A 24,536-nucleotide genomic window follows, 5' to 3' on the forward strand; every position below is an offset into this window, starting at 1 on the left:
GGGTTGGACGGTTTTAGCGGCCGGCGTCGCGGACTGCGTCCTTGACGCCGCCAGCGGCGTTCTCGACCTTGCCCTTGACCTGCTGGGCCTGGCCTTCGGTCTCCATCTTCTTGTCGCCGACCAGCTTGCCGACGCCTTCTTTGATCTTGCCGCCGGCCTGATTGGCCATACCGTCGATGCGATCCTTGTCCATGATGGCTCTCCTTTGTGATTGCGTCGTTGATTGAAACGAATTGGACCGTAACAGGTTGCATGTCATAGGGTTCATGCGGGGCGCCTGGGGGCTGACATGGTCGTAACATTGATGACGGCGGGGCTTTGCGGCCTGTTGTATTTCTGGCTGTCGTTCCGCGTGGTCGAGGTACGGCGCTCGGCGCAGGTGCTGATCGGCGATGGCGGTGACGAACTGCTGCTGTCGCGCATCCGCGCCCATGCCAATTTTGCCGAATATGTGCCGATCTGCCTGGTGCTGATCGCGGTGATCGAATTGTCCGACAGCGTGTCGCCACCGGGGCTGTATGCCGCCGGCATCGGGCTGGTGGTCGCCCGGGTCGCGCACGCTGTGGGCATGGAGCGCGGCGGCGCCAATCGCTGGCGGCTGGCCGGGACGGTCGCGACCTGGACGACGCTGGTCGGGCTGTCGTTCTGGGCGATGGTGCGGGCGGTTACCTACTAGTCGGCAAGCACGGCGTCGGCGACGAAGTGGTTGCTGCGACGCTCCGCGGCGAAGGTCGACATCGGGCCGTGGCCGGGCACGAAGGCCGTCTGGCCGCCCAGCGGCCATAGCCGGCTGGTGATGGAGCGGATCAGGTCGCCATGGTTGCCGCGCGGGAAATCGGTGCGGCCGATGCTGCCTTGGAACAGCACGTCGCCGACGATGGCAAGATCCGACGGGGCATGGTGGAAAACGACATGGCCCGGGGTGTGGCCGGGGCAGTGATAGACGTCGAGCGTCAGGTCGCCGACGGTGACCTTGTCGCCATCGAACAGCCAGCGATCCGGTGTGAAGGCGGCGGCGCCCTCGATGCCGTATTTGGCGCCGGCGTCGGGGGCCTGGTCGATCCAGAACTTGTCGTCGGGATGCGGTCCCTCGATCGGCACGCCCAGCCGCTGCGCAAGCACCCCGGCAAGGCCGCAATGGTCGATGTGGCCATGGGTAATCAGCAGCTTCTCGATGGTCACGCCATGTTGCCTGGCCACGGCCAGCAGCCGGTCGAGGTCGCCGCCGGGATCGGTGAAGGCGCCGCGCATTGTCGCCGTACACCAGAGCAGGGTGCAATTCTGCTGCAACGCCGTCACCGGGACGATCACGGCTTGCAAGGGAGGCCTGGCTGTCATGGGCGCAAGATTTGGCGGCAGTCGCACGCCAAGGCAAGCCGCGCGTGCGGGCCGGCGGGCTGCCTTATCGCCCGGCGCCCTACTCAAGTTGTAAACCTGGCCGACAGTTTTCCGTGGGGGCATGTTAACTTTTGGTCGATTTCACGCCTGACCGACACGCTAACAATCTGAAAAGGCTTGATGCCGCTGTTAACTATTTGAAGCGCGAGTTGGCATGGTAATTGCAGTGTGGGTGGTGAGCCTCCTTTCATCCTGTCGATGCGATGTGCCGCCCGGTTCGGGTTTCGGTCGCGGCGGCAATTTGGCCGCGTGCTCGTAATCTTCAACCATAACGGGGTCCACATGACATCGATCAAGCACCAGTTGGTGCGCTTCCTCGCGCTCGGCCTGGCGGCCGGCGCAATCACGACCGGCGCACAGGCGTCGACCAATCTCGTCGTCAACGGCGGCTTCGAGACCTGGGGTCTCAGCGGTTCGGACGAGTTCTCGACCAACTATGCGCCCGGCAACGGCCAGCTGCAGGGCTGGCGGACGACCGGCCTCGCCTTTGTCTTCGTGCCCGGCGATCATACCGCTGTCGGCCGCTACAACGGTTTCGAGCTCTACGGTCCGGCCAATGGCAACAACAACGGCCTGACGACCAGCCTCCAGGGCGGCAACTATGTCGCCTCGGATGCCGACCGTGGTTATGGCGCGCCGATCACCCAGCTGGTTTCCGGCCTGGAAGTCGGCAAGAAGTACGATGTTTCGTTCGAATGGGCGGCCGGCCAGCAGCTCAATTACACCGGCGCGACGTTCGAGTCGTGGCAGGTCAGCCTGCTCGATTCGAACAACGTCGTCACTGCCGATTACAGCACCGCGACTGTCACTAACCCGCAGGGCGGCTTCCAGCCCTGGCGGACCGAGACGTTCAGCTTCATCGCCACCGAGACGGCGCAGACGCTGCGGTTCTGGGCCGATGGCGGCCCGGGCGGCGTACCACCGTTCGCGCTGCTCGATGGCGTGTCGCTGACCGCGGCTGCCGTGCCGGAGCCGTCGACCTGGCTGATGCTGGTTGCCGGCTTCGGCCTCGTCGGTGCCGCCGCGCGCCGGCGTGCCCGCGTCGTTGCCGCCTGACGATCGGATAAGGGGGTGGCCGGGGTATCTCCGGCCACCCTTTTCGGTCTAGAAACACTGCGATGATGTCCCTTTCCGGCCTTGCCGTCGACGTTGCCAGGCTGTGCGTCTGGCTGGTCGTGCTGACGGCGGTGTTCGTGCCGCTGGAACGATTGTTCGCGCGCGTGCCGTCGCCGGTGTGGCGGCGCGAGATCGGCATCGATCTCGGCTATTATTTCCTCAACAGCCTGGTGCCCGCGGCGCTGATCGCGTTGCCCATGGCGCTGGTGGCGACGCTGGTGCAGCGGGTGCTGCCGGGCGGTTTCCATGCCGCCGTCCATGCCCTGCCGTTGTGGCTGTCGATCCCGCTGGGGCTCGTCGTCGCCGACATCGGGTCCTATTGGGGCCATCGGCTGATGCATGCGTCACCGCTGATGTGGCGGTTCCATGCGGTGCACCACAGCGCCGAGCATATGGATTTCCTCGTCAATACCCGGGCGCATCCCGTCGACATGGTGGTCACGCGGCTGTCGGGGCTGGTGCCGCTCTATGTGCTCGGGTTGGGCTCGGCGGGGTCGTCGGGCAGCCTGTTGCCGATCGTCATCACGCTGATCGGCACCTTTGCGGGCTTTTTCATCCACGCCAACCTGCGCTGGCGGCTGGGCTTCATCGAGGCGCTGGTAGCGACGCCGGCGTTCCACCATTGGCACCACAGCCGCACCGACCATATCGACCGCAACTTTGCCGCGACTTTCCCATGGCTCGACCGGCTGTTCGGCACCCATTACCTGCCGGCGCACCTGCCCGATGCCTATGGCACGGTCGATGCCCAGCCGGCGACACTGGCGGGCCAGCTGGTGGGGCCCGTGCTGCCGAGGCCGCCTATTTCAGCAGGGTCTGCTGCCAGAAGGTGACATTGGCCAGGAAGTTATAGTCCTGGTTTTCCTTTTTCCGGTAACCATGGCCCTCGTTGGCGGCGAGGATGTGCCACGCCTGGCCGCCATTGCCGCGCACCGCCGCCACGATCTGACTGGCTTCCGACGCCGGCACGCGCGGGTCGTTGCCGCCGGTGACGACGAGCAGCGGGATTTTCAGCTCCTTCGATCGCGTCATCGGCGAGATTTCGAGCAGCTTGCGGCGCTGTGACGGTACCCGTTCGTCGCCATATTCGACCCGTCGCAGGTCGCGGCGATAGCCTTGCGTGTTCTCCAGGAAGGTGACGAAGTTCGAGATGGCGACGGTGCATTGGGCTGCCTTGAGCCGGTCGCCATAGAAGATCGCGCTGGCGTAGCACATGTAGCCGCCATAGCTGCCCCCGGCGACGGCAATGCGGGCGGGGTCGATATCGGGCCGGGCGGCGAGGGTATCGAGGAAGGCGCCGATGTCCCTGACCGAATTTTCGCGCTTGTCGGGGCCATTGTCGAGCCCGACGAAGCGCTTGCCATAGCCGGTGGAGCCGCGAACATTGGGCGTGAACACCGCAAGGCCGAGTTCGTTGATCAGGTAATTGTCGCGGCCGGCGTAATCCGGGCGCGACTGGCCCTCCGGCCCGCCGTGGATATCGACGATCAGCGGCCGCTTGCCGGGGAACTTTACCGGGTCGGGGGTGGTCAGGAAGCCCGAAACCGCGAGGCCGTCGAAGGATTTGACCGTCACCAGCTCGGGCAGGCGGTTCTTTCCAGCGTCTAGCCCGCCGGTTTCCGACATGGTCCAGCGCGTCGCGACCAGCGTCTTGGGGTCGAGGCTCCAGGCGTCGGGCGGCGCGATCGCGCTGGTCATGGTGAAGCCGATGGCACCCCAGGGCGCGATCTCGACGCCGCCGAGCACGCCCGGCGGCAGGTTCGGTTCGCCGATCAGGGCGCCGTTGCGCGGGTCGATGAGGCGCAGGCGGGCGGCGCCGTCGACATTGGCGACCGCGGCGATGACGCTGCCGTCCTCGGCGATGTCGAATTCGTCGATGTCCCAGACCGCCGGGCCGGCGACGAGCGGGCGAAAACCGTCGCGGGCGTTGATGGTGCCGAGCCGCTGGAAGTCGCTGCCGACGTCGGAGGTGAGGTAGATGGTCCCGTCGGGGCCGTATTTGGCGCCGGAATAGGCGGCCTTGGGGCCGGGCCGGTTGAGCCGCGTCAGCTTGCCGCTCGCGAGATCAACCTCGAACAGGTCGGATTCCGCGACGGACACATAACGGTTGACCAGCGCGGTCTTGCCCGATGGTGCGAAGTCGCTGAACGACCAGCCGCCGCCCTGAACCTCGGCGAGCTTGCGATCGCTGCCCGGGGTGGCGGGATCGATGAGGTACAGGTCACTGTCGACCCCGTTGCGGCGGTTGGAGGCATAGCCGACCAGCCGGGAATCACGCGCCCAGACCGGCCCGGTGTTGCGGCTCTTGCCGTCGGTGAGCAGCGTCAGCCGGCCGTTCGCCAGGGTGTAGAGCTGGTAGAATTCATTGCCGCCGATATCCTTGCCGACGAGCAGCGTCCTGCCGTCGGGCGACAGAGTGCCGCCGGGCACCGGTTCGGCCTCGAAACTGATCTGCGTGCGGGCGGCCCCGGGGGCGGCGACGGTGTGCAGTTGCTGGGCATTGCCGAAGCGCGTGCCGATCAGCATGCCCTTGCCGACGGGATCCCAGCCCTGGAATGACGCGCTGCGGTTTTCGAGATAGGGCCGCACCGCATCGGCGAGGGCGAGCGGGATGGCCGGCACGCCATCGGCGGTGACGGCGGCGGGGATGGGGACGCTCTGGGCCAGCGCCGGCGCGGCGAGCAGGGTGGCGGCAAGCAGGAAATGGCGCATCGAGGCTCCGGCAAAGTGCAGGCGCAGCATAGCCACGGTGCCGCGCACCCGGCAAGGCGCGCGCAGCACGAGCCCCCCGCGGGTCAGTCCGGGCCGGTATCGACGATCGTGGTGAAGCCGCCGTACACCATGCGCTTGCCATCGAAGGGCATCATCCTGGCGTTGCCGGCGTCGCGAACCGCGCGCGAGGGCCAGACGATTCAGGAAAAGACCACCGCTCCGTCGGCCTCGGCAGCGACGGCGCGGCGGAAATCGGTGATCTTTCCGTCCGGAATGTGGTCACCCCAGCATTCGACGACGGCGAGCGCACCGAGATCGCGGAAGATCCGGGCCGCATCGCTTGCGACCCTGGTATAGGCGTCGCGCTGGTCGTGGCGCACGGGGACGATGAAACCATCGACATACGTCACGGGCCGGGGTCCTTTCGCTGCGGGTTCGATCATCAACGCCGCAGCCTGGCGGGCTGCTCCGGGGCGGCTGCGGCGCGGTGGTGCATGACTTTCAGCCGGTGACGACATAGGAAGCCCGCGTGTTCGACCCCGCGCGCCCCTTTGTGCTGCTCGACGATGTTGCGGCGGGGACGGCGCGGCTGTTCAGCGGCCTGGTCGAGACGGTGGTGGCGGAGACGCCCGACGCGGTGCTGCCGGGCCTCGAGCGGCTGCGCGCACCGGGTCCCTGGGCGGGCTTCATGGGGTTCGAGGCGGGTTATGCGCTGGAACCGCGGCTGGTGCCGCGGGCGCCGCCGGCCGGCGAGCCGCTGCTGTGGTTCGGGCGCTTTGCCGACGACCGGCCCGCGGCGGCCGAAACGCTGCTGCCGGGCGGGCCGGCGACGGTCGGCGCGGTGGCGCCGGGGGTGGCGCGCGGCGATCATGATGCACAGCTGGCGCGGATCCTGGCGCTGATCGCGGCCGGCGACATCTACCAGGCGAACCTGACATTCGGCGCGGCGGTGGCCGTCGGGGGCCATCCGCTGGCGCTGTATGCGCGGCTGCGGGCCGGCAGCCGGGCGCCGTACGGGGCGTTGGTGTTCACCGGGGCGCTGTGGCTGCTGAGTTTTTCGCCCGAATTGTTCTTTCGGCTGGACGGTCAGGCACTGACGGCGCGGCCGATGAAGGGCACGGCGGCGCGGGGGCATGATGCGGCGGACGATGCGGCGCGGGCGGCGGCGTTGCAGGCCGACCCCAAGAACCGCGCCGAGAACCTGATGATCACCGACCTGCTGCGCAACGACCTGTCGCGGGTGGGCAGCGACGTGCGGGTGCCGGCGCTGTTTGCCATCGAAACCTATCCGACCGTGCTGCAGATGACATCGACGGTGACGGCGGTGGCGCACCCCGGCGTGGTGGCGGCGGACGTCCTGGCGCGGCTGTTTCCCTGCGGTTCGGTGACGGGTGCGCCGAAAATCCGCGCGATGGAGGTGATCGCCGAGGTCGAGGCGGGACCGCGCGGCGCCTATACGGGCAGCATCGGGGCGATTTCGACGGGCGGCGACGCGGTGTTCAGTGTTGCCATTCGCACGCTGGTGATGGCGCCCGGGGCCGACGCGGCGCGGCTGGGGCTGGGCAGCGGTATCGTCGCCGACAGCGATGCGGGGGACGAATGGGCGGAATGCCTTGCAAAATCGGCGTTTTTGCAGCGGCGCGGACCCCCCGATCTCATCGAGACCATGCGCTGCGAGGCTGGTTTGCTGCCCGATCTGGAGCGGCATTTGGCCCGAATGGCGGCAAGCGCGGGGTTTTTCGGCTGGAATCTGGATGTTGAAGCGGCGCGGGACCGGGTGCTGGCGGCGGTTTCGGACGGGATTTCGGGGCGAATTCGCTTGATTGCCTGCTCAACTGGCGCGACCGCCGTGCAGGTGTCGCCGCTGCCGGCGCCGCTGGCGGGGGAGGTGGCGGTCGCGCTGGCGCGGCTGCCGGTCGATCCGGCCGATTGGCGGCTGCGCCACAAAACCGGCGACCGGGCATTCTATGACGACGCGCGGCGGGCGGCGGGCACGTTCGAGGTCGCGCTGGTGCGTGCCGACGGCTGGGTGACCGAGGGCAGCTTCACCAGCATCTTTGTCGAGCGCGACGATGTGCTGGTGACGCCGCCGCTGGCGCTGGGGCTGTTGCCCGGGGTGTTCCGCGCCCGGTTGATCGCCGAGGGGCTGGCGGTGGAGGGTATGGTGACCGTCGCCGACCTGGCCGGCGGCTTCTATATCGGCAATGCGCTGCGCGGGCTGATGGCGGCGCGGCTGGCGTGAAAAGGGGCGACCCGGCAGGGCCGCCCTTTTGCAAACATGGACAGCTTCAGGCGGCGCGCGCAACCCGGCGGCGGCGCATGGCGGCGCCGGTCAGGCCGAAGCCGGCGATCAGCATTGCCCAGCTGGCGGGCTCGGGAACCGCGCCGCCGAAATCGACCACGACATTGTCGAGCACATAGAAAGAAGGATCGTTCTGGAACGAGAAGGACAGTGTCGAATTGGCACCGACCGTAACGTTGAAGCTGTAGCTGGCGTAAACGCCGCTGGCGACGCTCGACAGCAAGGTGATGCCGCCGAAATCGACCGAGTTGAAGCCGCCGCTTTCGTTGCCGAGGTCGAACGACACGGTGTAGTTGCCGGCGCTGGCAAAGGTCTGGCTGATGCCGCCGGCACTGCCGACCGGGCCGAAGGCGGCGTGGAAGGTGCCATCGGTCGGCCCGCCGAGGAAGGGATCCGGCGTGACGAAGGTAAAGTCGGTGTTGCCGAACTGGGTCCAGCCCGAGAAATCGCCTGTTTCGAAGCTGCCGTTGGTGACGACGTTGGCGGCCAGTGCCGGTGCGGCGATGGCCATGGCGGCGACGGCCGCGAGCAGGTTGATCTTCATCGAACATACCCCGTTGTGCAGCGACGGAGCCCCAGTGCCCGCCGTCATGTCGTTTGGTGCACGAAACGTGCCAATGTTAACGGACCGAATAGAACCGTGAATTTGCAGGAATATGTCGGCGCCGGGCGCGATTGCCTGTCATGACAGTGTAAAAAACTTTTACACCGTGACGCGCCGGTTGCCTTCCCGGGTCGGCTTTCGCTACACCGCGGCAACGAAGGAACCTGCCCCCATGTCTCAGCCGATGTCGAAGCTTTCCGCCGCCATCCAGCGTATCCAGCCGTCGCCGACGATCGCTGTCACCAACAAGGCGGCGGTGCTGAAGGCGGAAGGTCGCGATATCATCGGGCTGGGCGCCGGCGAGCCGGATTTCGATACGCCGGATTTCGTCAAGGATGCGGCGATCGCGGCGATCCGCGGCGGCCAGACCAAATACACCGCCGTCGACGGCACGCCCGAGCTGAAAAAGGCCATCCAGGCCAAGTTCCGCCGCGACAACAACCTCGATTATGGTCTCGACCAGATCACCGTGAACGTCGGCGGCAAGCAGACCATCTTCAACGCGATGCTGGCGACGCTCGATCCGGGCGACGAGGTCGTCATCCCGGCGCCCTATTGGGTGAGCTATCCCGATATCGTCAACTACACCGGGGCGACGCCGGTGATCGTCAATTGCACGATCGACGACGGTTTCAAGTTGACGCCCGAAAAGCTCGATGCCGCGATCACGCCGGCGACCAAATGGCTGATCTTCAATTCACCGTCGAACCCGACCGGCGCCGCCTATTCGCGCGCCGAATTACAGGCGTTGACGGCAGTGCTGATGAAGCATCCGCATGTCATGGTGCTCGCCGACGACATGTACGAGCATATCGTCTATGACGGCTTCGAATTCACGACGATGGCCGAGGTAGAACCCGGACTGTTCGACCGCACGCTGACCGTCAATGGCGCGTCCAAGGCCTATGCGATGACCGGCTGGCGCATCGGTTTCGCCGGCGGGCCGGCCTGGCTGATCAAGGCGATGGCCAAGCTGCAATCGCAATCGACGTCGAATCCCTGTTCGGTGAGCATGGCGGCGACGGTGGCGGCGCTGAACGGCGACCAGTCGTTCCTGCAGGATCGCAATGCGGCGTTCGTGAAGCGGCGCGACCTGGTTGTCTCGATGCTCAACCAGACGCCGGGGCTGCGCTGCCCGCGGCCGGAGGGGGCGTTTTATGTCTATCCCGACTGTGCCGGGCTGATCGGCAGGACGACGCCCGACGGCAAGGTTCTGGCCGATGACGAGGCGGTGGCGGCCTATCTGCTCGACAGCGAGGGCGTCGCGGTGGTGCACGGCGCGGCGTTCGGCGGCTCGCCGGCGTTCCGCATCAGCTATGCAACGTCGGATGCGGTGCTGCTCGATGCCTGCACGCGCATCCAGCGCGCGGTCGGCAATTTGAAGTAGCGATGGCGCGGGCGGCGTCCTGGCTGGTCGCGGCGCTGGCCGTCCTGGTGGCGGGGGCGGCGCCTCCGCCATCGCGCGCCGTCGCGGAGGGTGAGCGGCTGGCCTATACGCTCGGCTGCATCAGTTGCCACGATCGTGACATGACCGGGCATCTGGTCGAAGAGGATCGCGAGCGGCTTTACGTTTGGAGCACCAACCTGTCGCGGCTGCTGCCACGCTGGCGCGATGCCGATATCGCCCGGGCGCTGCGCGCCGGCAAGCGGCCCGATGGGAGCGACATCTGGGTGATGCCGGTCCACAGCTTCCGGCTGATCAATGCGACGGAGATGCGGGCGCTGGTCGCGTTCCTGCGCTCCGTGCCGCCGTCGGGCGACGTGCATCCGCCGGCGGTATTCGGGCCGCGGGCGCTGGCGGCGATCGCGTCGGGCCGGGCGAAATCGCCGGCGGGGTTCCTGGCCGCGGATATCGCGCGGGCGCCGCCGGCGGTGGGGCCGCGCCATGTCGAGGGGCGGCGGCTGGCGCTGATGATCTGCGGCGACTGCCATGGCGCCGATCTGAAGGGCTATGAAGGCAAGGGAGCGCCGCCTGACCTAGTGGTGACATCGGCTTATGGCCCGGCGGACCTGGCGCGGCTGCTGCGGACCGGCCGGCGGCCCGACGGCAGCGAAAGCGGCATGGCCGAATATTCCCGCGATCGGCTGTTCCGGCTGGAGGATCGCGAGATCGCCGCCATCCATGCCTATCTGCGCGCCAAGGCGGCGACCGCCGGATAGGCGCCGACGCTTGTAAAATCCCGGCCGTTGCGGGCTTATGGCGTGGTAACTTGCGGGGGATGCGGTGATGCGAGCGATGATCGGGCTGGCGCTTCTTGGCCTGGTGGCGGCACCCGCGCTGGCGCGGCCGGCGGTGCCGGGCAGCCTGGTTTCGGCGGTGCCGCAGGCCGGGGCGCCGCGGGGCAGCAGCGGCTATCTGATCCGCTATGCTTCCACCGATACTGCCGGGCGGCCGATTGTCGTCACCGGATCGTTGGTGGTGCCGGAGGGCCGGGCGCCGCCGCGCGGCCGCGATGTCGTCGTCTGGGCGCATGGCACGACGGGCGTGGCGGAAGCGTGCGCGCTGTCGACGGGGCCGCAGCGCTTTGCCAATGTCGCCGGGCTCGACGCGCTGCTGGCGCGCGGGCTGGTGGTGGTGATCCCCGATTACCAGGGCCTCGGCAACCCCGGGCCGCACCCGTATCTCGTCGGCACCGCGACGGCGCAGGTCGTGATCGATGCGGCGCGGGCGGCGGTGCGGCAGGGCGGCAGGCAGCGGGGGCGCTTTGCCGTCTGGGGCGAATCGCAGGGCGGGCATGCGGCGCTATGGGCGGCGCAGGCGGCGGCGCGGCAGGCGCCCGAGCTGACGCTGGTGGGCGTGGCCGCCGCGGCCCCGCCGACCGACCTGACCGCCAACCTGACCGGCGGCAGCAACGCCGTGGTGCGGGCGATGCTGACCGCCTATGCCGGGCAGAGCTGGGCGCAGGTCTATGGCGCGCCGCTCAGGGCGTTCACCGGCCCGGTGGGGGCGGACCTGATCCGGCGGCTGGCGACGAACTGCATCAGCCTCGATGGCTTCAAGCTGCGGACCAAGGTCGGGCTGGTGCGGCTGGGGGGCATGTTGCGCGGCGTCGACCTCGGCAAGGTCAGCCCCTGGGACCGGCTGCTGCGCGAAAATTCGGTGCCGGCGACGGGCTTTCCGGTGCCGCTGCTGGTGGCGCAAGGGTCGAAGGACGAGATCGTCGCGCCGGCGGTGACGCGGGATTTCGTGCTCCGTGCCTGCCGGGCCGGGGCGACGCTGCGCTATGTCACCGACGCCGGCGACCATGTGACGGCCGGCAAGCGCAGCGCCGGCGTGGCGGTCGACTGGCTGGCGGCGCGCTTTGCCGGGGCGCCGGCGCGGAACGATTGCGTGCGGCTTTAGCAGCGATTGTAACGGGGGCGGAATTCGGCATGATGTGGGCGGTTGGTGCCCTGGATGCGGAGATGACGATGATGCGGTTCGGCCTGTCGCTTGCCCTGTTGCTCTGCCTTGCGGCGCCGGTGATCGCCCAGGATAGTTCGGAGCTGCGCTACAAGGCGGAAGCGAAGACGGCGGCGCCGCCGGCGCTGGTCGCCCGCTATGGCGCCGACGACCTGCGCAGCGGCGAACTGCGGCTGCCGCCGGGCAAGGGGCCGTTTCCGGTCGCAGTGGTCATCCACGGCGGCTGCTGGACGGCGAGCTATGACACAAGGGCCGGTATCGCCGGCGTCGCCGATGCGCTGACGAAACGCGGCATCGCGACCTGGAACATCGAATATCGCCGCATGGGCGACCCCGGCGCCGGCTGGCCCGGCACCTTCGAGGATATCGGCGCCGGCATCGATCATCTGGCGGTGCTGGCGAAAACCCAGCCGATCGACCTGTCGCGGGTCGCCCTCATCGGCCATTCGTCGGGCGCGCATCTGGCACTGTGGGGCGCGTCGCGCGGCCGGCTGGGGCCGCGCTTTGCGCCGGCGGTGAAGCCGGCGGCGGTGGTGGCGATCGACGGCCCGGGGGCGCTGGCACCGTTCGTCGGCATCGATGCCAAGGTCTGCGGCCAGCCGGTGATCGTGCCGCTGATGGGCGGCACGCCCGACAAGGCGGCCGACGCCTATGCGCTGGCATCGCCCGCCGATCACCTGCCGCTGGGGGTCAGGCAGTATCTGGTGATGGCGGCGTTCAAGCCGTTCATGGCGCCCTATGCCGCGGCGGCCAAGGCGGCGGGCGATACGGTCGAGGTTATCGAAGGCAGCGATGACCATTTCGGCGTGGTGACGCCGAGCACGGCGGACGGGAAGAAGACCATCGATTTCATCGTGGACCGGGCGTTCGCGAGATAGGGCGTCGGTTGCGGTTTGGTGTGGTGCCGGGATGACGGGTGGCCTTACTGCGTCGCCGCGGTCCCCATCGCGCTGAGGAAGGCATGCAGGTCGTCGACTTCGCCCGCGGTCCAATGCGCGAAGCAGCCGCGGGCGACGCGGGTCATCAGGCCGAGGTCGCGGCCTCCGGGCGGCCTGCCGGTGCGCATCAGGCGGACAAAGGCGTCCTTGCCATAGCCGGCGACGATGGCGAGGTCGGGCGGGGCGCCGCCGGGCGGGGCAAAGGGATCGTCGCCGCGCAGGCCGAAGCCATGGCATTCGTTGCAGCTCGTCATGGCGAGATATTCGCCGCGACGGACGGCGGGATCGGGGTGCGCCTGCCATGCCAGCGGCGGCACGCGGGGCAGGAACGCCGGTACCGCCGCATCCTCGCCACGGGCGATGGCCCAGCGTACCGGCAGGCCGAGGTGCGGTTGCGGCAGCGGCGTCTCGACCCGCGGCAGGCTGCGGATATAGGCATAGAGCGCCGCGACATCGCCATCGCGCAACCGCATGAAATTGTACGACGGCATCGAATAAAGCGCGCGGCCGTCGTGGCCGATGCCGTGGCGCAGCGCGCGTTCGAAGACGGCCGGTGGATGGTCGTGGACGTGTTTCGTCAGGTTGGCGGCGACGACGCGGCCGGTCTGGAAGTCGTCGCCGAAGACCTCGCCCTGCAGGCGCTCGCCGTGGCAGCCGATGCAGCCGCGGGTCAGCGCCAGGCGGCGGCCGGTGGCGAGGCTGGCGGCGTCGGTCGGGATGGCGGCGGTGAAGGGCTGCGGTAATGCGAAGCCCGCAAGGTGCGCCTCGCTGCGCTGCCAGGTCCAGGCGGTGACGGCGACGACGGCAAGAAGACCGGCCGCCAGTGTCGCAAGGGCGATGCGGAGGAAGCCATTGCGACGGGGCGGGACTGCTGTCACGCCGCCACGGTAATGAACCGGCAGCGTTCCGGCAATGTCACAGCAGCACGGTCGCCGCGTGGATGGCGAGGCCGACAAGGCCGCCGATGACGGTGCCGTTGATGCGGATGAACTGCAGGTCGCGGCCGACGGCGGTCTCGAGCTTTTCGGTGACGGTCGAGGCGTCCCAGCCGCGCACCGTGGTGCTGACCAGCGACACGATCTCGTCGCCGTAATCGTTGACGAGGCCGACCGCGGCGCGGCGCAGGTGGAGGTTGATGGCGGCGCGTAGCGGTGCGTCGGCCTCCAGCCTGGTGCCCAGCGCCTTCATGGCGACGGCGAGCTTGCCCGGCGCGATGGCGTCGGGGTTGGTCAGGCTGGCGACCAGGCCGGTGCGGGCGCTGTCCCACAGCCCCTCCAGCCAGTGCGCCATCGCCGGGTTGCCGATCAGGTCTTCCTTGAAGCCTTCGATGCGCGACTGGCTGTCGGGGAAATGCCTGAGGTCGAAGGCATAGGTGCGCAGGCCCTCGGTGATGCGCAGGCGCAGCGGGTGTTGCGGATCGGACGCCATTTCGACCAGCAGCTTGCGCACGCCCTTGATCAGCGATGACGACACCTGTTCATCGACGGCGACGAGTTTCAGGAACCAGTTGGTGCGCTCGGCGACCATGCCGCGGATGGTCGATTCCTGGTCGTCGAGCATGCCGGCGCCCCAGGCGATGGCGCTGTCGATCAGCGGTTCGTGGCGGCGCTTGTCGATCGTCGTGTCGATGGCGTCGGCGACGATCGGCGACAGCTGCACGCCGCGCAGTTTTTCGGTCGCCGCCTCGCGCACCAGGTCGCCGATAACGCGCTGGTCGAGCGCCTCGATCAGCCGGGCGATCAGCGGCCCCCAGCCGCGCTTGCGGCCCGGTGCGGGGGTGCGGTCGGCGAGCAGCCAGCGCGCCGCGGCGCCGGCGATGTCGACCTCCTCCAGCCGCCGGGCGACGATGGCGGGGGTGAGGAAATTGTCGCGCAGGAACACCGCCAGGCTGTCGCCGATGCGGTCCTTGTTGGCCGGGATGATCGCGGTGTGCGGGATCGGCAGGCCGAGCGGGTGGCGGAACAGCGCGGTGACGGCGAACCAGTCGGCGAGGCCGCCGACCATCGCCGCCTCGGCAAAGGCCTGGATCCAGGGCAGCGCCGGATGGACATCGCGGAAATACAGCGAGGCGGCGAAGACCAGCGCCATCGCGAACAGCAGCAGCGTCGCCGCCAGCCGCATCCGGTGGAACGGCGTAACCGGCAGTTCGAAGGGCCGCAGCAGTTTCAGGTGGCGATACTCTTCACTCCGCCGGTTGCGGTGCCGGCCCTTCGCGGTTTGTAGCCGCTTCGTTGTTGGTGAACCAGCGCTTCATGCGCGGTGCCAGCCATTCTTCGGCACCGACCGCGAGGCTGAACGCCGCCGGCACGATGACGAGGGTGAGCGCCGTCGACACGATCAGCCCGCCGATGACGACGATGCCCATCGGCGCGCGGAAGCTGCCGTCGCCGCCCAGCGACAGCGACACGGGCAGCATGCCGGCGACCATGGCGACCGTCGTCATGATGATCGGCTGCACGCGCTTGTGGCCGGCCTCGAGGATGGCCGCGGTGCGTTCGGCGCCATGCTTCATTTCCTCGATCGCCATGTCGACGAGCAGGATCGAGTTCTTGGCGACGATGCCGAGCAGCATCAGCAGCCCGATGAACACCGGCATCGAGATGACGGTGCCGGTCAGGTGCAGCGCCAGCCCGCCGCCGAGCGGGGCGAGGAGCAGCGAACCCATGTTGACGAAGGGCGGCAGCACCCGTTTGTAGAGGAGGACGAGGACGGCAAAGACCAGCAGCACGCCGGCAACGACGGCGATGACGAAGTTGATCATCAGTTCGGCCTGCCACTTGTCCTGGCCCAGCGTGACGCGCTCGACGCCCTGCGGCAGGTTCTTGACGGCCGGCAGCGCCAGGATCTTGGGCATGGCATCGCCGCTGACGAGGCCGGGCGCCAGATCGGCGCCGATCATCACGCGGCGCGCCTGGTTGTAGCGCCGCAATTCGGTGGGGCCGGTGCCGAAGCTGACGTTGGCGACGACCTTCAGCGGCACCGAGCCGCCGCGTGTCGTCGGCACCGGCAGGTTTTCCAGCGTTTCGATGCTGCGCCGCGAATCCTCGGCGAGCGCCACCCGGATCGGAATCTGGCGATCGGACAGCGAGAATTTGGCGACATTCTGGTCGATGTCGCCCAGCGTCGCGATGCGGATCGTCTCCGACAGCGCCGCGGTCGTCACGCCCATGTCGGCGGCGACGTCGAAGCGCGGCTGGATGGTGATTTCGGGCCGGCGAAGTTCACCCTCGACGCGCGGCAGGCGCACCTCGGGCAGGTTGCGCATCTCGTCGACGATCTTTGCGGCCGATGCCTCGAGCAGGGCCGGATCGCTGCCCGACAGCACCACCGAGAGGTCGCGGCCGTTGAAGCCGCCATTCTGCGACTGGAAGCCGACGCGGGCATCGGGGACGACCTGCAGCTTGGGCGCCATCGCGCGTTCGAACTCGACGCTGGTGACCGGGCGGTCCTTGTTCAGCGTCAGGAACACGCTGGCCGAGCCGACCTCGATATCCGAAAACGCTTCGGCGACGATCGGCGAGGCCTGGACGATCCGGCTGACCTCGTCGGCGACGGCGGCCGTCTGCGCCAGCGTGGCGCCCGGCGGCAGCGCGATCGAAATCTGGCTGTAGTCGCTGTCCTCGGCGGGCTGGAACGTGACCGGCAGCGTCGCGAAGCTGACCACCGTCAGCACCAGCGCGACGAGGCCGATGCCCATCGTCCACCAGCGGTTGTTCAGGCACCAGCGCAGGATGCGGATATAGCCGCGCACCCAGGGCCGATCGCCATGGTCGGCCTCGCCATGGCTTTTCAGGAAGAATGCGGCGAGCATCGGCGTGATCATGCGGGCGACGGCCAGGCTGAGCAGCACCGAGACGACGACGGTGAAGCCGAAGTTCTTGAAGAACTGCCCCGAGATGCCGGGCATCAGGCCGACCGGCAGGAACACCGCGACGATGGCGAAGGTGGTGGCGACCACCGCCAGCCCGATCTCGTCGGCGGCGTCCATCGAGGCCTGGTAGGCGGATTTGCCCATGCGCATGTGGCGGACGATGTTCTCGATCTCCACGATGGCATCGTCGACGAGCACGCCGGCAACGAGGCTGAGCGCCAGCAGGCTGAGCACGTTCAGCGAGAAGCCGAGCAGGTCCATGAACCAGAAGGCCGGGATTGCCGACAGCGGGATGGCGAGGGCGGCGATCACGGTGGCGCGCCAGTCGCGCAGGAAGACGAAGACGACGACGATGGCGAGCAGCGCGCCCTCGATCATCGCCGAAATCGACGATTCATACTGTTTCTTGGTGAAATCGACGCTGGTGTACAGTTCCGTGAAGGTGACCTGGGGATTGTCCTTCTTCAGCTGCGCCAGCACCTTTTGCGTCTCGTCGTAGACGGTTACGTCGGACGAGCCCTTGGACTTGGCGACCGAAAAGTTGAGCACCTGGCGCCCGTTCTTCTTGGACAGGCTGCGCTGTTCGGCATAGCTGTCCTTGACCTCGGCGATGTCGGACAGGCGGACGACGCGGCCGCCGGGCACCGAAATCTGGGTTTCGCCCAGCGCCACGGCATTCTGGGCATTGCCGATGACGCGCACCGACTGTTCCGAACCGGCGATTTCGGCGCGGCCGCCGGCAGCGTTCAGGTTGACGAGACGGAGCTGGTCGTTGACCTGGCTCGCGGTCAACCCATAGGATTGCATGCGCGCCGGATCGAGGATGACGCGGATTTCGCGGCTGACTCCGCCCGAACGGCGGACCTGGGCCATGCCGGGGATGGCGAGCAGCTTTTTCGCGACAGTGTCGTCGACGAACCAGCTCAGCTGTTCGAGCGTCATGTCGGTCGCTTCGACCGCGACATAGGCGATGGGGCCGCCCGACACGTCCATGCGCTGGACCTGCGGCTGCAGGATGCCCTGCGGCAGGTCGCTGCGGATGTTGGCGATGGCGTCGCGAACGTCGTTGACGCCGCGATCGACGGGCGTGCCGATGGCGAACTGCACGCTGGTGCGCGACTGGCCTTCGGACACATAGGAGGTGATTTCGTCGACGCCGTTGATGCCGCGCACCGCCGCCTCGACGCGCTGGGTGACCTGGGTTTCGAGCTCGGTCGGCGCAGCGCCGGGCTGGCTGACGATGACCTGGGCCGCCGGAAAATCGATGTCCGGGTTGTTGTTGATGTCCATCTTGATGAAGCTGACGATACCGGCGAGCACCAGCATCGCGAACAGCACCAGCGGCGGGATGGGATTTCTGATCGACCAGGCGGAAATGTTGCGCATGTGCTGGCCTTAGCCGGGGGTACGGGCGAGGATGGGGGCGACCTTTTCGCCCGGCCGCAGGAAGGCGCCGGCGTTGGCGACGACCTTTTCGGTGCCGGTGATGCCGGCATTGATGCTGACGCCGTCGTTGCTGACCGTGCCGACGGTGACGGCGCGGCGCTGGACCTTGTTGTCCGCGCCGACGACCATGACGAAGTTGCCCTTGTCATCGGCCTGGATCGCCGATTGCGGCAGCACCGGGCGCATCGCTTCACCGGCGTCGATCGCCGTCTTGGCAAAGGCGCCGACGCGCAGGCCGGGCGCATAGGGCACGGCGATGCGCGCGACGCCCTGGCGGCTGACCGCGTCGATGACGGGGTCGAGCAGCCAGATCTTGCCCGGGTACGATGTCGTCGAGCCGATCGGCGTCACCCGCGCCGGCATGCCGGGCTTCAGCCGCGCCATGTCCTGTTCGGCAACGAGCGCGCGCATCTCGAGGATGCCGCCTTCGGCGATGCGGAACATCGCCGAGCCCGAATTGACGATCTGGCCGGTTTCGACCGCGCGCGACAGGACAAGGCCGGCGGCCGGGGCACGGACGTCGAGCCGGGCGATCAGCGCCTCGTTGGCGGCAAGCTGGGCGCGCGCCAGTTCGGTACGCGCCAGGGCGCCGTCGCGGGTGGCGGTGCGGCGGTCGATGTCGGCCTTGGAAATGAAGCCCTTGGCGACCAGCGCCTGGGCGCGCTTCAGATCGGCATCGGCAAGGCGGGCATCGGCCTCGGCCGAGCGGATGGAGGCGCGCAGCTGCGCCGAGGTCTGCACCGGCACGGCGCGATCGATGCGCGCCAGCACCTGGCCGGCGGCGACCGACTGGCCCGGTTCGACCAGCACCGCGATGACGCGGCCGCCTTCACCCTGCACGCCGATCGCCGAGTCGCGGCGCGCCGCGATCGAGCCGGTGGCGGTGACGGCATCGGTGACGCTGCGCGTGCCGGGGACGACGACCGTCACCTGCGCGGCGACCGGCGCCGGCGCCGCGGCCGGGGCGGGGGCGAAGAAGGTGCGATACGCAAAGACGGCGGCAACGATCACCAGCGCGATCGCGACCGGTACCAACCAGCGCGGCCGGCGCGTCGTGGCGGCCGGTGCGGGGAAGCTGTAGAGGTCTGCCGCTTGCGGGTCGGGCAGCTTGTTGTGCATGTTCATGCTCTGATAGTCCTATGGCGAGGACTGTATTACTTGAATACCCCACCGCCTGCAAGCAGCGCTTCTAGCCGATCACTGTGGCGATGCGAAGGCAATTTCCTGAACCGCGTATTCATATCGCATCGGAAACATTGACCTGTGCGGAATTTGCAGCACGAAGTGCGGCGGGACCGCGATACGGGAGCGAGACATGGGACTGTTCGGCATCATCGGCACGGCAATCGTCGGCCTCATCGTCGGCGCCATCGCCAAATGGCTGTCGCCGGGGCCCAAGCCCGACGGCTGCATCGTCACCATCCTGATCGGCATCGCGGGCGCCTTCATCGCCAAATACATCGGCAGCGAGGTCTTCGGCTGGTATCGCGACGGCGACACGCCGGGCTGGATCATGTCGGTGCTGGGTGCCGCCCTGCTGCTGTGGTTGTACCGCCTGGTGCGCAACCGGCGCTGAGGCCGTTCAGGGTTCGGAAAGACGCCATGGCCGAAACGGCCGCCATCGCCGATCCGCAACCAGGGATGCCCTTTCGATGACCATCAGCCGTTCCGCCCTTACCGCCGCCATCGCTGCCGGCATCGCCGCCGGCGCCCCGGCGGGCGCCCAGACACTTGTCGCCGCGCCCGGGCCGACGACGCTGACCGTCGTGGCGGAGGGCCGGGTCACCCGCGCCCCCGATGTCGCCGAAGTGTCGGGCGGCGTCGTCACCACGGCGGCGACGGCGGCGGCGGCGATGTCGGAAAACGCCACCCGCATGACGGCGGTGGTCGCCGCGGTCCGCAGGGCCGGGGTCGCCGATCGCGACATCCAGACCAGCGGCCTCAACCTGCAGGCGCAATACCGCTACGAGAACAACCAGGCGCCGATCCTGACCGGCTACCAGGCCAGCAACACGGTGAAGCTGCGGCTGCGCAAGATCGCCGATGCCGGGCGTCTGCTCGATACCCTGGTCAGCGTCGGCGCCAACCAGCTGAACGGCCCGGAGTTCCGCGTCGACGACAGCAGCGCGGCGCTCGACGAGGCGCGTGTCCAGGCGGTGGCGACGGCGCGCAAGCGGGCCGAGCTCTATGCCCGCGCCGCCGGGCTCAAGATCGGTCGGATCGCGCGCATTTCCGAAGTCGCCGGCGAGCCCGTCGAGCCGCGGCCGATGATGACGACGATGCGTGCCAAGGCCGCCGACGCGGCGCCGCCGGTCGAGCCGGGCGAAGTCGCACTCACCGTCAACGTCACGATGGTGTTCGAACTCGAGTGACGGTGTCGGCCTGATTTACAGCGTAAACCCTTTGATCAGCTTTCGACGCTGCAATTCCTCGCTTTTTGCATCTGGCCCGAATGTTGCATGGCAGCATTCATAAACGGGTTCGCAAACAAGGAGTTAACAATGGGTTTCACTTTCAGGCGGTCGATGCTTGCGGCGGTCGCGGCGGTTGCCCTGGCGGGTAGCGCCCAGGCGGCGACCATCCTCAACGGCAGCTTCGAGGCCGGTGTGCCCGATCCGGGGGCCTTTGCCACGCTGCCGGCGGGCAGCGGTAATGTCGACAATTGGACGATCGGGGGCGGCGGTATCGACTATATCGGCACCTACTGGATTGCCCAGGACGGCACGCGCAGCCTCGACCTGTCGGCGCTCGGCGCCGGCTCGATTTCGCAGGACCTGGCGACCGACATCGGCAGCAGCTATGCCGTCACCTTCTTCATGTCGGGCAACCCCGACGGCGCGCCGGGCCTGAAGACGCTGGTCGCGTCGGCCGGCGCCGCCAGCGAGGAATTCACCATCGACGCCTCGACGTTCAGCTCGCCGGACATCGTATGGACGCCGTTCACCTTCAACTTCACCGCCACGTCGGCGACGACGACGCTGACCTTCACCAGCGGCGTCGACACCGCGTATGGCGCGGCGATCGACAATGTCGCGATCACGACGCTGACCGCGGTGCCGGAACCTGCCAGCTGGGCGATGCTGATCGCCGGCCTCGGCCTGGTCGGCTATGCCCAGCGCCGCCGCGGCCGGCCTGTCGCCGCCTGAGCGCAGCGCCTGGAATGACGAAGGGCCCGGGGCGACCCCGGGCCCTTTTTCGTGGCGGCCGGCAGGATCAGGCGATCGTCGCGCCGCCGTCGATGACGAAGCCCCCGACGGCGGCATGGCGCCGACGGCGACGGCTCAGGCGATCGTCGCGCCGCCGTCGATGACGAAACATTGCCCCGTGGCGAAACCGCCCGCCTTGCCCGCCAGCAGCACCGCCATGCCGGCGATTTCGTCGGGCACGCCGATTCGGCGCAGCGGGGCGGTGCTGGTCGACACCTTCAGGATTTCGGGATTGTCCCACAGCGCCTTGGCGAAATCGGTCTTGATGAGGCCCGGCGCGATGCAGTTGACGCGGACATTGTCGGGCCCGAATTCGGCGGCGAGGTTGCGCGCCAGCTGCATGTCGGCGGCCTTGGAGATGCAATAGGCGCCGATGACGGTGGAGGCCTTCAGGCCGCCGACCGACGAGATGACGGTGATGTTGCCGTCTTTCCGCGCCCGCATCGCCGGGGCGACCATGGCGATCAGCCAGTGGTTCGACACGATGTTGTTCTGCAGGATCTTCAGGAACTGGTCGTCGCTGATGCCGGCCTGGGGGCCGAAATAGGGGTTGGACGCGGCGTTGCAGACGAGATGGTCGATCTTGCCATGGCGTTCGACGGTCTTGTCGACCAGCGCCTGCAGGCTGGCCTTGTCGGCGATGTTGGCGGGGATGGCATAGGCCGCTTCCCTTCCAACGGCTTCGTTGATCTCGGCGACCGCGGCATCGCAGACATCGGCCTTGCGGCTCGACACGATGACATTGGCGCCGTGTTCGGCCATGCGATGGGCGATGGCCTTGCCGATGCCCTTCGACGATCCGGTGATCAGCGCGGTCTGGCCGCTCAGGTCGAACAGTGCCGGTAGTGCCATCGGTAACCTCCCTTGATTTTAATGCCCTCGTAGGCGAAGGGCAGGGGAGGGGGCAAGCCAGCGGCCCCGAAAGGCCCGACTTGAATTTTTCACCCGCCGTCCGGTCGACGTTCCTGTCTTGCCTGTTCTTTGCAGGCTTCGGATGCCTGATCCCGTTCCTGCCGTTGTGGCTGGAAAAGGAGCATGGCTTCACCGGTGCCGAAATCGGCGTGGTGCTGGCGATCGCGGGGTTCAGCCGGGCGCTGGCCGGGCCGCTGACCGCCGCCTGGGCCGATGGCCGCAGCGACCGGCGCGCGCCGCTGTTCATGTTCACCATATTGCTGACCGTCGGCTTTGCGGTGCTGTATTTCCTCGACAGTTTCGTCGCGGTGTTCGCCGTCATCCTCATCCTCGACATCGCCTATTGGGGGCTGCTGCCGGTCGTCGAGACGGCGCTGCTGCGGCTGACCCGCACCGGCAAGCCGACCTATGGCGTGGCGCGCGGGCTGGCGTCGGCGGCGTTTGTCGTCGGCACCACCGTTGTCGGCGTGCTCAACGACTGGTCGGGGGCATTCTGGCCGATCTGGGGCTTCATGCTGCTGATTTCGGCACTGATGATCGCCGGCAGCGCCTGGATGCCGAAGGAACCGGTGCTGGCCCGGGCGGAGATCGCCCAGCCGTTCGGGGAGCGGCTGTCGGCCGGCCTTGGCATGCTGCGCAATCCCAATTTCACGCTGTTCATCTTTGCCGCCGGGCTGATCCAGGCGAGCGCTGGTTTCCTGTATACGTCGGGCTCGCTGGTCTGGGCCAACCAGCAGGGCATGTCGTCGAAGGAAATCTCGATGCTGTGGAACGTCGGCACCCTGGCCGAAGTCGGCTTTCTGATGTTCCTTGGCAACTGGTCGGCGCGCTTCAAGCCCGAAACGCTGATCGTCGCCGGCGGCATCGGCGCCGTCATCCGCTGGACGGCGCTGGCCGCGCTGCCACCGTTCTGGGTGATCGTGCCGCTGCAGCTGCTGCACAGTCTGAGCTTTGCCGCGACGTTCCTCGGTGGCATGCGCTTCATCCAGACCATTCACGGCGACGATCGCGCGCCGACCGCGCAGATGATCTACATGGGGCTGGCGAACGCGCCGACCTATGCCGCGGCGGTGCTGATTTCCGGGCCGCTGTATGACCGGCTGGGGGCGCCGGGCTATCTGGCGATGACCGCGGTGGCGGGTGTTGGCCTGGTGCTGGCGGTCATGCTGTGGCTGCGCCGCGTGCCGGCGGAGCAGGGCGTGCCGGCGCAATAGCGATCCGGCGCTGGTCAGCCCGGCGACGGCACCGGCCTGCGTCGCCGCAGCGCGGCACCGGTCATGCCGAAACCGGCGATGAGCAACGCCCAGCTCGCCGGCTCGGGAACGGCGGCCGTGGCGACGGCGACGACCAGGTTGTCGACCTGGTGAAACTCCGCCCCGTTCGACCAGCGGACCTCAGTCACGGCTGCAAAGCTGCTGCCGAAATCGACGGCGACACGGGTCGACGGGATTGCTGCCCCGGGGCCGAATTCCGGCAGGTTGACCGTGAACGACGTCGTGCCGCCGGCAGCCAATGTGCCGATGAAGGTCAGCGGCACGCCCAGGCCGTTGCTGTCGGCGGCAAAGACATCCAGCCCGGTCAGGCTGAAGCTGCCGCCGTCGATCCGGCTCAGCGCGATCGAATTGGCAAAAGGCGGCATGAACGGGTTGGGCGCAAACAGCGCCTTGCTGCCGCTGCTGGTCAGGATCCCCGCCGACACATTCGCCACGAAGCGGTAGTCGCCCTCGACAAACAGCGTGCCGATCGGTGACGGCTGGCTTTCGAAATCGATCACCGTGGCAGCCGCCGGGGTGGCGAAGGCGACGGCAATCACCGCTGGCAACAATGACTTCACGTTCGACCCCCCGCGAATGTTCGCTGTCCGCAACTTGCCGATGTTGCAGCAGCCTTGTCAACGGGTTCCGCAGCGCGATCGGGTGGTGCGGCCGGCGGCCGGCGGCTGGGGCGTTGGCGACATGGCAATTTACCGATGGGCCGTGCCGTTGCATGATGGCGTCCGGGCCGTGGCAGATGGGGGGAACGGACGATGGACATCGAAGCGGCACAGCGCGACCTCGGCCGCGCCTATGTCGGCGGCGCGCCCGGCGTGCTGGCGTCGGGAGTGGTGTGGCTGGTCGCCGGCGGGGTGCTGGCCACAAGCTCGGTCGACAGGGCGTTCCTGGCGCTGTTCTTCGGCGGCATGCTGATCCAGCCGGCGGCGGTCGCCGTGTCGCGGCTGGTGTTCCGCGCCGGGCCGGTGACGCGCGGCAACCCGCTGGAACGGCTGGCACTGGAAACGACGGTGCTGCTGTTCGCCGGCATATTGATCGCCTGGCTATTACTGCGGCTCGCCCCGGCGGCGGCGCTGCCGGCATTTGCCGTCGTCATGGGCGGGCGCTATTTCGCCTTTGCGACGCTGTACGGCGATCGGCGGTACTGGGCGCTGGGTGGGGCGATCATGCTGGTCGGCACGGCGTTTCTGCTGCGGCCGCTGGCGTTGCCGTTGAACGCGGCGCTGTGGGTCGGAGCCGTCGAAGTCGTGTTCGCGGGCCTCGTTTATGGCGCGTATCGGCGGGTGGCCGCGGGCCGCGCGTGACGTCGCCTGCCTCCCCCCACCGCCGCAGGCGGCACGGTGGGGAGGGGCGCGGC

24 protein-coding genes are annotated in these 24,536 nt (G+C 68.1%); 13 read left to right on the forward strand and 11 right to left on the reverse strand.

Translation table 11 applies throughout. The features are described 5' to 3' along the window. Positions 1 to 13 precede the first annotated feature (13 nt). A complete protein-coding gene (locus ACP7AI_RS00480) occupies positions 14 to 193 on the reverse strand; it encodes a CsbD family protein (RefSeq protein WP_426162873.1) in 180 nt (59 codons plus the stop codon). A gap of 96 nt (positions 194 to 289) precedes the next feature. On the opposite strand from ACP7AI_RS00480, the gene ACP7AI_RS00485 reads away from it, so the two are divergent. Beyond that, on the forward strand, positions 290 to 676 hold the full coding sequence (locus tag ACP7AI_RS00485) for an MAPEG family protein (protein ID WP_426162875.1): 387 nt from the start codon (positions 290 to 292) through the stop codon (positions 674 to 676). Here the strand turns inward: ACP7AI_RS00485 and ACP7AI_RS00490 are convergent. Continuing rightward, positions 673 to 1,338: an MBL fold metallo-hydrolase gene (locus ACP7AI_RS00490; RefSeq protein WP_426162877.1), complete on the reverse strand. Its 666-nt coding sequence runs from the start codon at positions 1,336 to 1,338 to the stop codon at positions 673 to 675. The two genes, ACP7AI_RS00485 and ACP7AI_RS00490, sit on opposite strands and share 4 nt — an antisense overlap. 342 nt (positions 1,339 to 1,680) lie before the next feature. Here ACP7AI_RS00490 and ACP7AI_RS00495 point away from each other — a divergent pair, with 342 nt between their 5' ends. Then, on the forward strand, positions 1,681 to 2,454 hold the full coding sequence (locus ACP7AI_RS00495) for a PEPxxWA-CTERM sorting domain-containing protein (RefSeq protein ID WP_426162879.1): 774 nt from the start codon (positions 1,681 to 1,683) through the stop codon (positions 2,452 to 2,454). A gap of 62 nt (positions 2,455 to 2,516) precedes the next feature. Continuing rightward, positions 2,517 to 3,347, forward strand: coding sequence for a sterol desaturase family protein (locus ACP7AI_RS00500; RefSeq protein WP_426162881.1), 831 nt, complete (start codon positions 2,517 to 2,519; stop codon positions 3,345 to 3,347). Here the strand turns inward: ACP7AI_RS00500 and ACP7AI_RS00505 are convergent. Together ACP7AI_RS00505 and ACP7AI_RS00510 are read right to left on the reverse strand one after the other, a co-directional pair. Beyond that, positions 3,316 to 5,226, reverse strand: coding sequence for a prolyl oligopeptidase family serine peptidase (locus ACP7AI_RS00505; RefSeq protein ID WP_426162883.1), 1,911 nt, complete (start codon positions 5,224 to 5,226; stop codon positions 3,316 to 3,318). The genes ACP7AI_RS00500 and ACP7AI_RS00505 overlap by 32 nt on opposite strands. A gap of 200 nt (positions 5,227 to 5,426) precedes the next feature. Next, on the reverse strand, positions 5,427 to 5,669 hold the full coding sequence (locus ACP7AI_RS00510; RefSeq protein ID WP_426162885.1) for a DUF1428 domain-containing protein: 243 nt from the start codon (positions 5,667 to 5,669) through the stop codon (positions 5,427 to 5,429). 86 nt (positions 5,670 to 5,755) lie between these two features. Between ACP7AI_RS00510 and pabB the strand changes: the two genes are divergently transcribed. Next, positions 5,756 to 7,468: an aminodeoxychorismate synthase component I gene (pabB, locus tag ACP7AI_RS00515; RefSeq protein WP_426162887.1), complete on the forward strand. Its 1,713-nt coding sequence runs from the start codon at positions 5,756 to 5,758 to the stop codon at positions 7,466 to 7,468. 46 nt (positions 7,469 to 7,514) lie between these two features. On the opposite strand, the gene ACP7AI_RS00520 is transcribed toward pabB, so the two are convergent. Then, complete coding sequence (locus tag ACP7AI_RS00520) at positions 7,515 to 8,072, reverse strand: PEPxxWA-CTERM sorting domain-containing protein (RefSeq protein WP_426162889.1); 558 nt, start codon at positions 8,070 to 8,072, stop codon at positions 7,515 to 7,517. 244 nt (positions 8,073 to 8,316) lie between these two features. Between ACP7AI_RS00520 and ACP7AI_RS00525 the strand changes: the two genes are divergently transcribed. From ACP7AI_RS00525 to ACP7AI_RS00540, 4 genes are all read left to right on the forward strand, one after another. Further along, complete coding sequence (locus ACP7AI_RS00525; RefSeq protein ID WP_426162891.1) at positions 8,317 to 9,519, forward strand: pyridoxal phosphate-dependent aminotransferase; 1,203 nt, start codon at positions 8,317 to 8,319, stop codon at positions 9,517 to 9,519. 2 nt (positions 9,520 to 9,521) lie between these two features. Beyond that, positions 9,522 to 10,292 carry a c-type cytochrome gene (locus ACP7AI_RS00530; RefSeq protein ID WP_426162894.1) on the forward strand — a complete coding sequence of 257 codons (771 nt, stop codon included), beginning with the start codon at positions 9,522 to 9,524 and terminating at the stop codon, positions 10,290 to 10,292. Positions 10,293 to 10,359: 67 nt separating this feature from the next. Further along, positions 10,360 to 11,475, forward strand: a complete 1,116-nt coding sequence (locus ACP7AI_RS00535; protein WP_426162896.1) for an alpha/beta fold hydrolase — start codon at positions 10,360 to 10,362, stop codon at positions 11,473 to 11,475. A gap of 29 nt (positions 11,476 to 11,504) precedes the next feature. Further along, positions 11,505 to 12,413: an alpha/beta hydrolase fold domain-containing protein gene (locus ACP7AI_RS00540; RefSeq protein WP_426162898.1), complete on the forward strand. Its 909-nt coding sequence runs from the start codon at positions 11,505 to 11,507 to the stop codon at positions 12,411 to 12,413. 44 nt (positions 12,414 to 12,457) lie between these two features. Here ACP7AI_RS00540 and ACP7AI_RS00545 read toward each other — a convergent pair whose 3' ends face one another. From ACP7AI_RS00545 to ACP7AI_RS00560, 4 genes are all read right to left on the reverse strand, one after another. Next, positions 12,458 to 13,351, reverse strand: coding sequence for a c-type cytochrome (locus ACP7AI_RS00545; protein ID WP_426162900.1), 894 nt, complete (start codon positions 13,349 to 13,351; stop codon positions 12,458 to 12,460). A 37-nt stretch (positions 13,352 to 13,388) separates the two neighbouring features. Then, positions 13,389 to 14,594 carry a DUF445 domain-containing protein gene (locus ACP7AI_RS00550; RefSeq protein WP_426162902.1) on the reverse strand — a complete coding sequence of 402 codons (1,206 nt, stop codon included), beginning with the start codon at positions 14,592 to 14,594 and terminating at the stop codon, positions 13,389 to 13,391. 61 nt (positions 14,595 to 14,655) lie between these two features. Continuing rightward, the gene (locus tag ACP7AI_RS00555; protein ID WP_426162904.1) at positions 14,656 to 17,730 is read right to left on the reverse strand and encodes an efflux RND transporter permease subunit; all 3,075 of its coding nucleotides are present in this window, start codon (positions 17,728 to 17,730) and stop codon (positions 14,656 to 14,658) included. Between the two features lie 9 nt (positions 17,731 to 17,739). Next, positions 17,740 to 18,915 (reverse strand): efflux RND transporter periplasmic adaptor subunit, encoded by a 1,176-nt coding sequence (locus ACP7AI_RS00560; protein ID WP_426162906.1) that lies wholly within the window; start codon positions 18,913 to 18,915, stop codon positions 17,740 to 17,742. A 190-nt stretch (positions 18,916 to 19,105) separates the two neighbouring features. Between ACP7AI_RS00560 and ACP7AI_RS00565 the strand changes: the two genes are divergently transcribed. The 3 genes from ACP7AI_RS00565 to ACP7AI_RS00575 all read left to right on the forward strand — a co-directional run bounded on the left by ACP7AI_RS00565 (position 19,106) and on the right by ACP7AI_RS00575 (position 20,936). After that, complete coding sequence (locus ACP7AI_RS00565) at positions 19,106 to 19,366, forward strand: GlsB/YeaQ/YmgE family stress response membrane protein (protein ID WP_426162908.1); 261 nt, start codon at positions 19,106 to 19,108, stop codon at positions 19,364 to 19,366. Between the two features lie 76 nt (positions 19,367 to 19,442). Beyond that, positions 19,443 to 20,162 (forward strand): SIMPL domain-containing protein, encoded by a 720-nt coding sequence (locus ACP7AI_RS00570; RefSeq protein ID WP_426162910.1) that lies wholly within the window; start codon positions 19,443 to 19,445, stop codon positions 20,160 to 20,162. A 129-nt stretch (positions 20,163 to 20,291) separates the two neighbouring features. After that, positions 20,292 to 20,936, forward strand: a complete 645-nt coding sequence (locus tag ACP7AI_RS00575) for a choice-of-anchor C family protein (RefSeq protein WP_426162912.1) — start codon at positions 20,292 to 20,294, stop codon at positions 20,934 to 20,936. 135 nt (positions 20,937 to 21,071) lie between these two features. Here the strand turns inward: ACP7AI_RS00575 and ACP7AI_RS00580 are convergent, their stop codons facing one another. Next, positions 21,072 to 21,848 (reverse strand): SDR family NAD(P)-dependent oxidoreductase, encoded by a 777-nt coding sequence (locus ACP7AI_RS00580; RefSeq protein ID WP_426162915.1) that lies wholly within the window; start codon positions 21,846 to 21,848, stop codon positions 21,072 to 21,074. 80 nt (positions 21,849 to 21,928) lie between these two features. Between ACP7AI_RS00580 and ACP7AI_RS00585 the strand changes: the two genes are divergently transcribed. Beyond that, positions 21,929 to 23,122: an MFS transporter gene (locus tag ACP7AI_RS00585; RefSeq protein ID WP_426162917.1), complete on the forward strand. Its 1,194-nt coding sequence runs from the start codon at positions 21,929 to 21,931 to the stop codon at positions 23,120 to 23,122. A gap of 14 nt (positions 23,123 to 23,136) precedes the next feature. Here the strand turns inward: ACP7AI_RS00585 and ACP7AI_RS00590 are convergent, their stop codons facing one another. Then, positions 23,137 to 23,742, reverse strand: coding sequence for a PEPxxWA-CTERM sorting domain-containing protein (locus tag ACP7AI_RS00590; protein ID WP_426162920.1), 606 nt, complete (start codon positions 23,740 to 23,742; stop codon positions 23,137 to 23,139). 192 nt (positions 23,743 to 23,934) lie between these two features. Here ACP7AI_RS00590 and ACP7AI_RS00595 point away from each other — a divergent pair, with 192 nt between their 5' ends. After that, positions 23,935 to 24,483, forward strand: coding sequence for a DUF7010 family protein (locus tag ACP7AI_RS00595; protein WP_426162922.1), 549 nt, complete (start codon positions 23,935 to 23,937; stop codon positions 24,481 to 24,483). The last annotated feature ends 53 nt before the right edge of the window (positions 24,484 to 24,536 follow it).

This window comes from Sandarakinorhabdus sp. DWP1-3-1 (assembly GCF_049896705.1).
Classification (GTDB): domain Bacteria; phylum Pseudomonadota; class Alphaproteobacteria; order Sphingomonadales; family Sphingomonadaceae; genus Sandarakinorhabdus.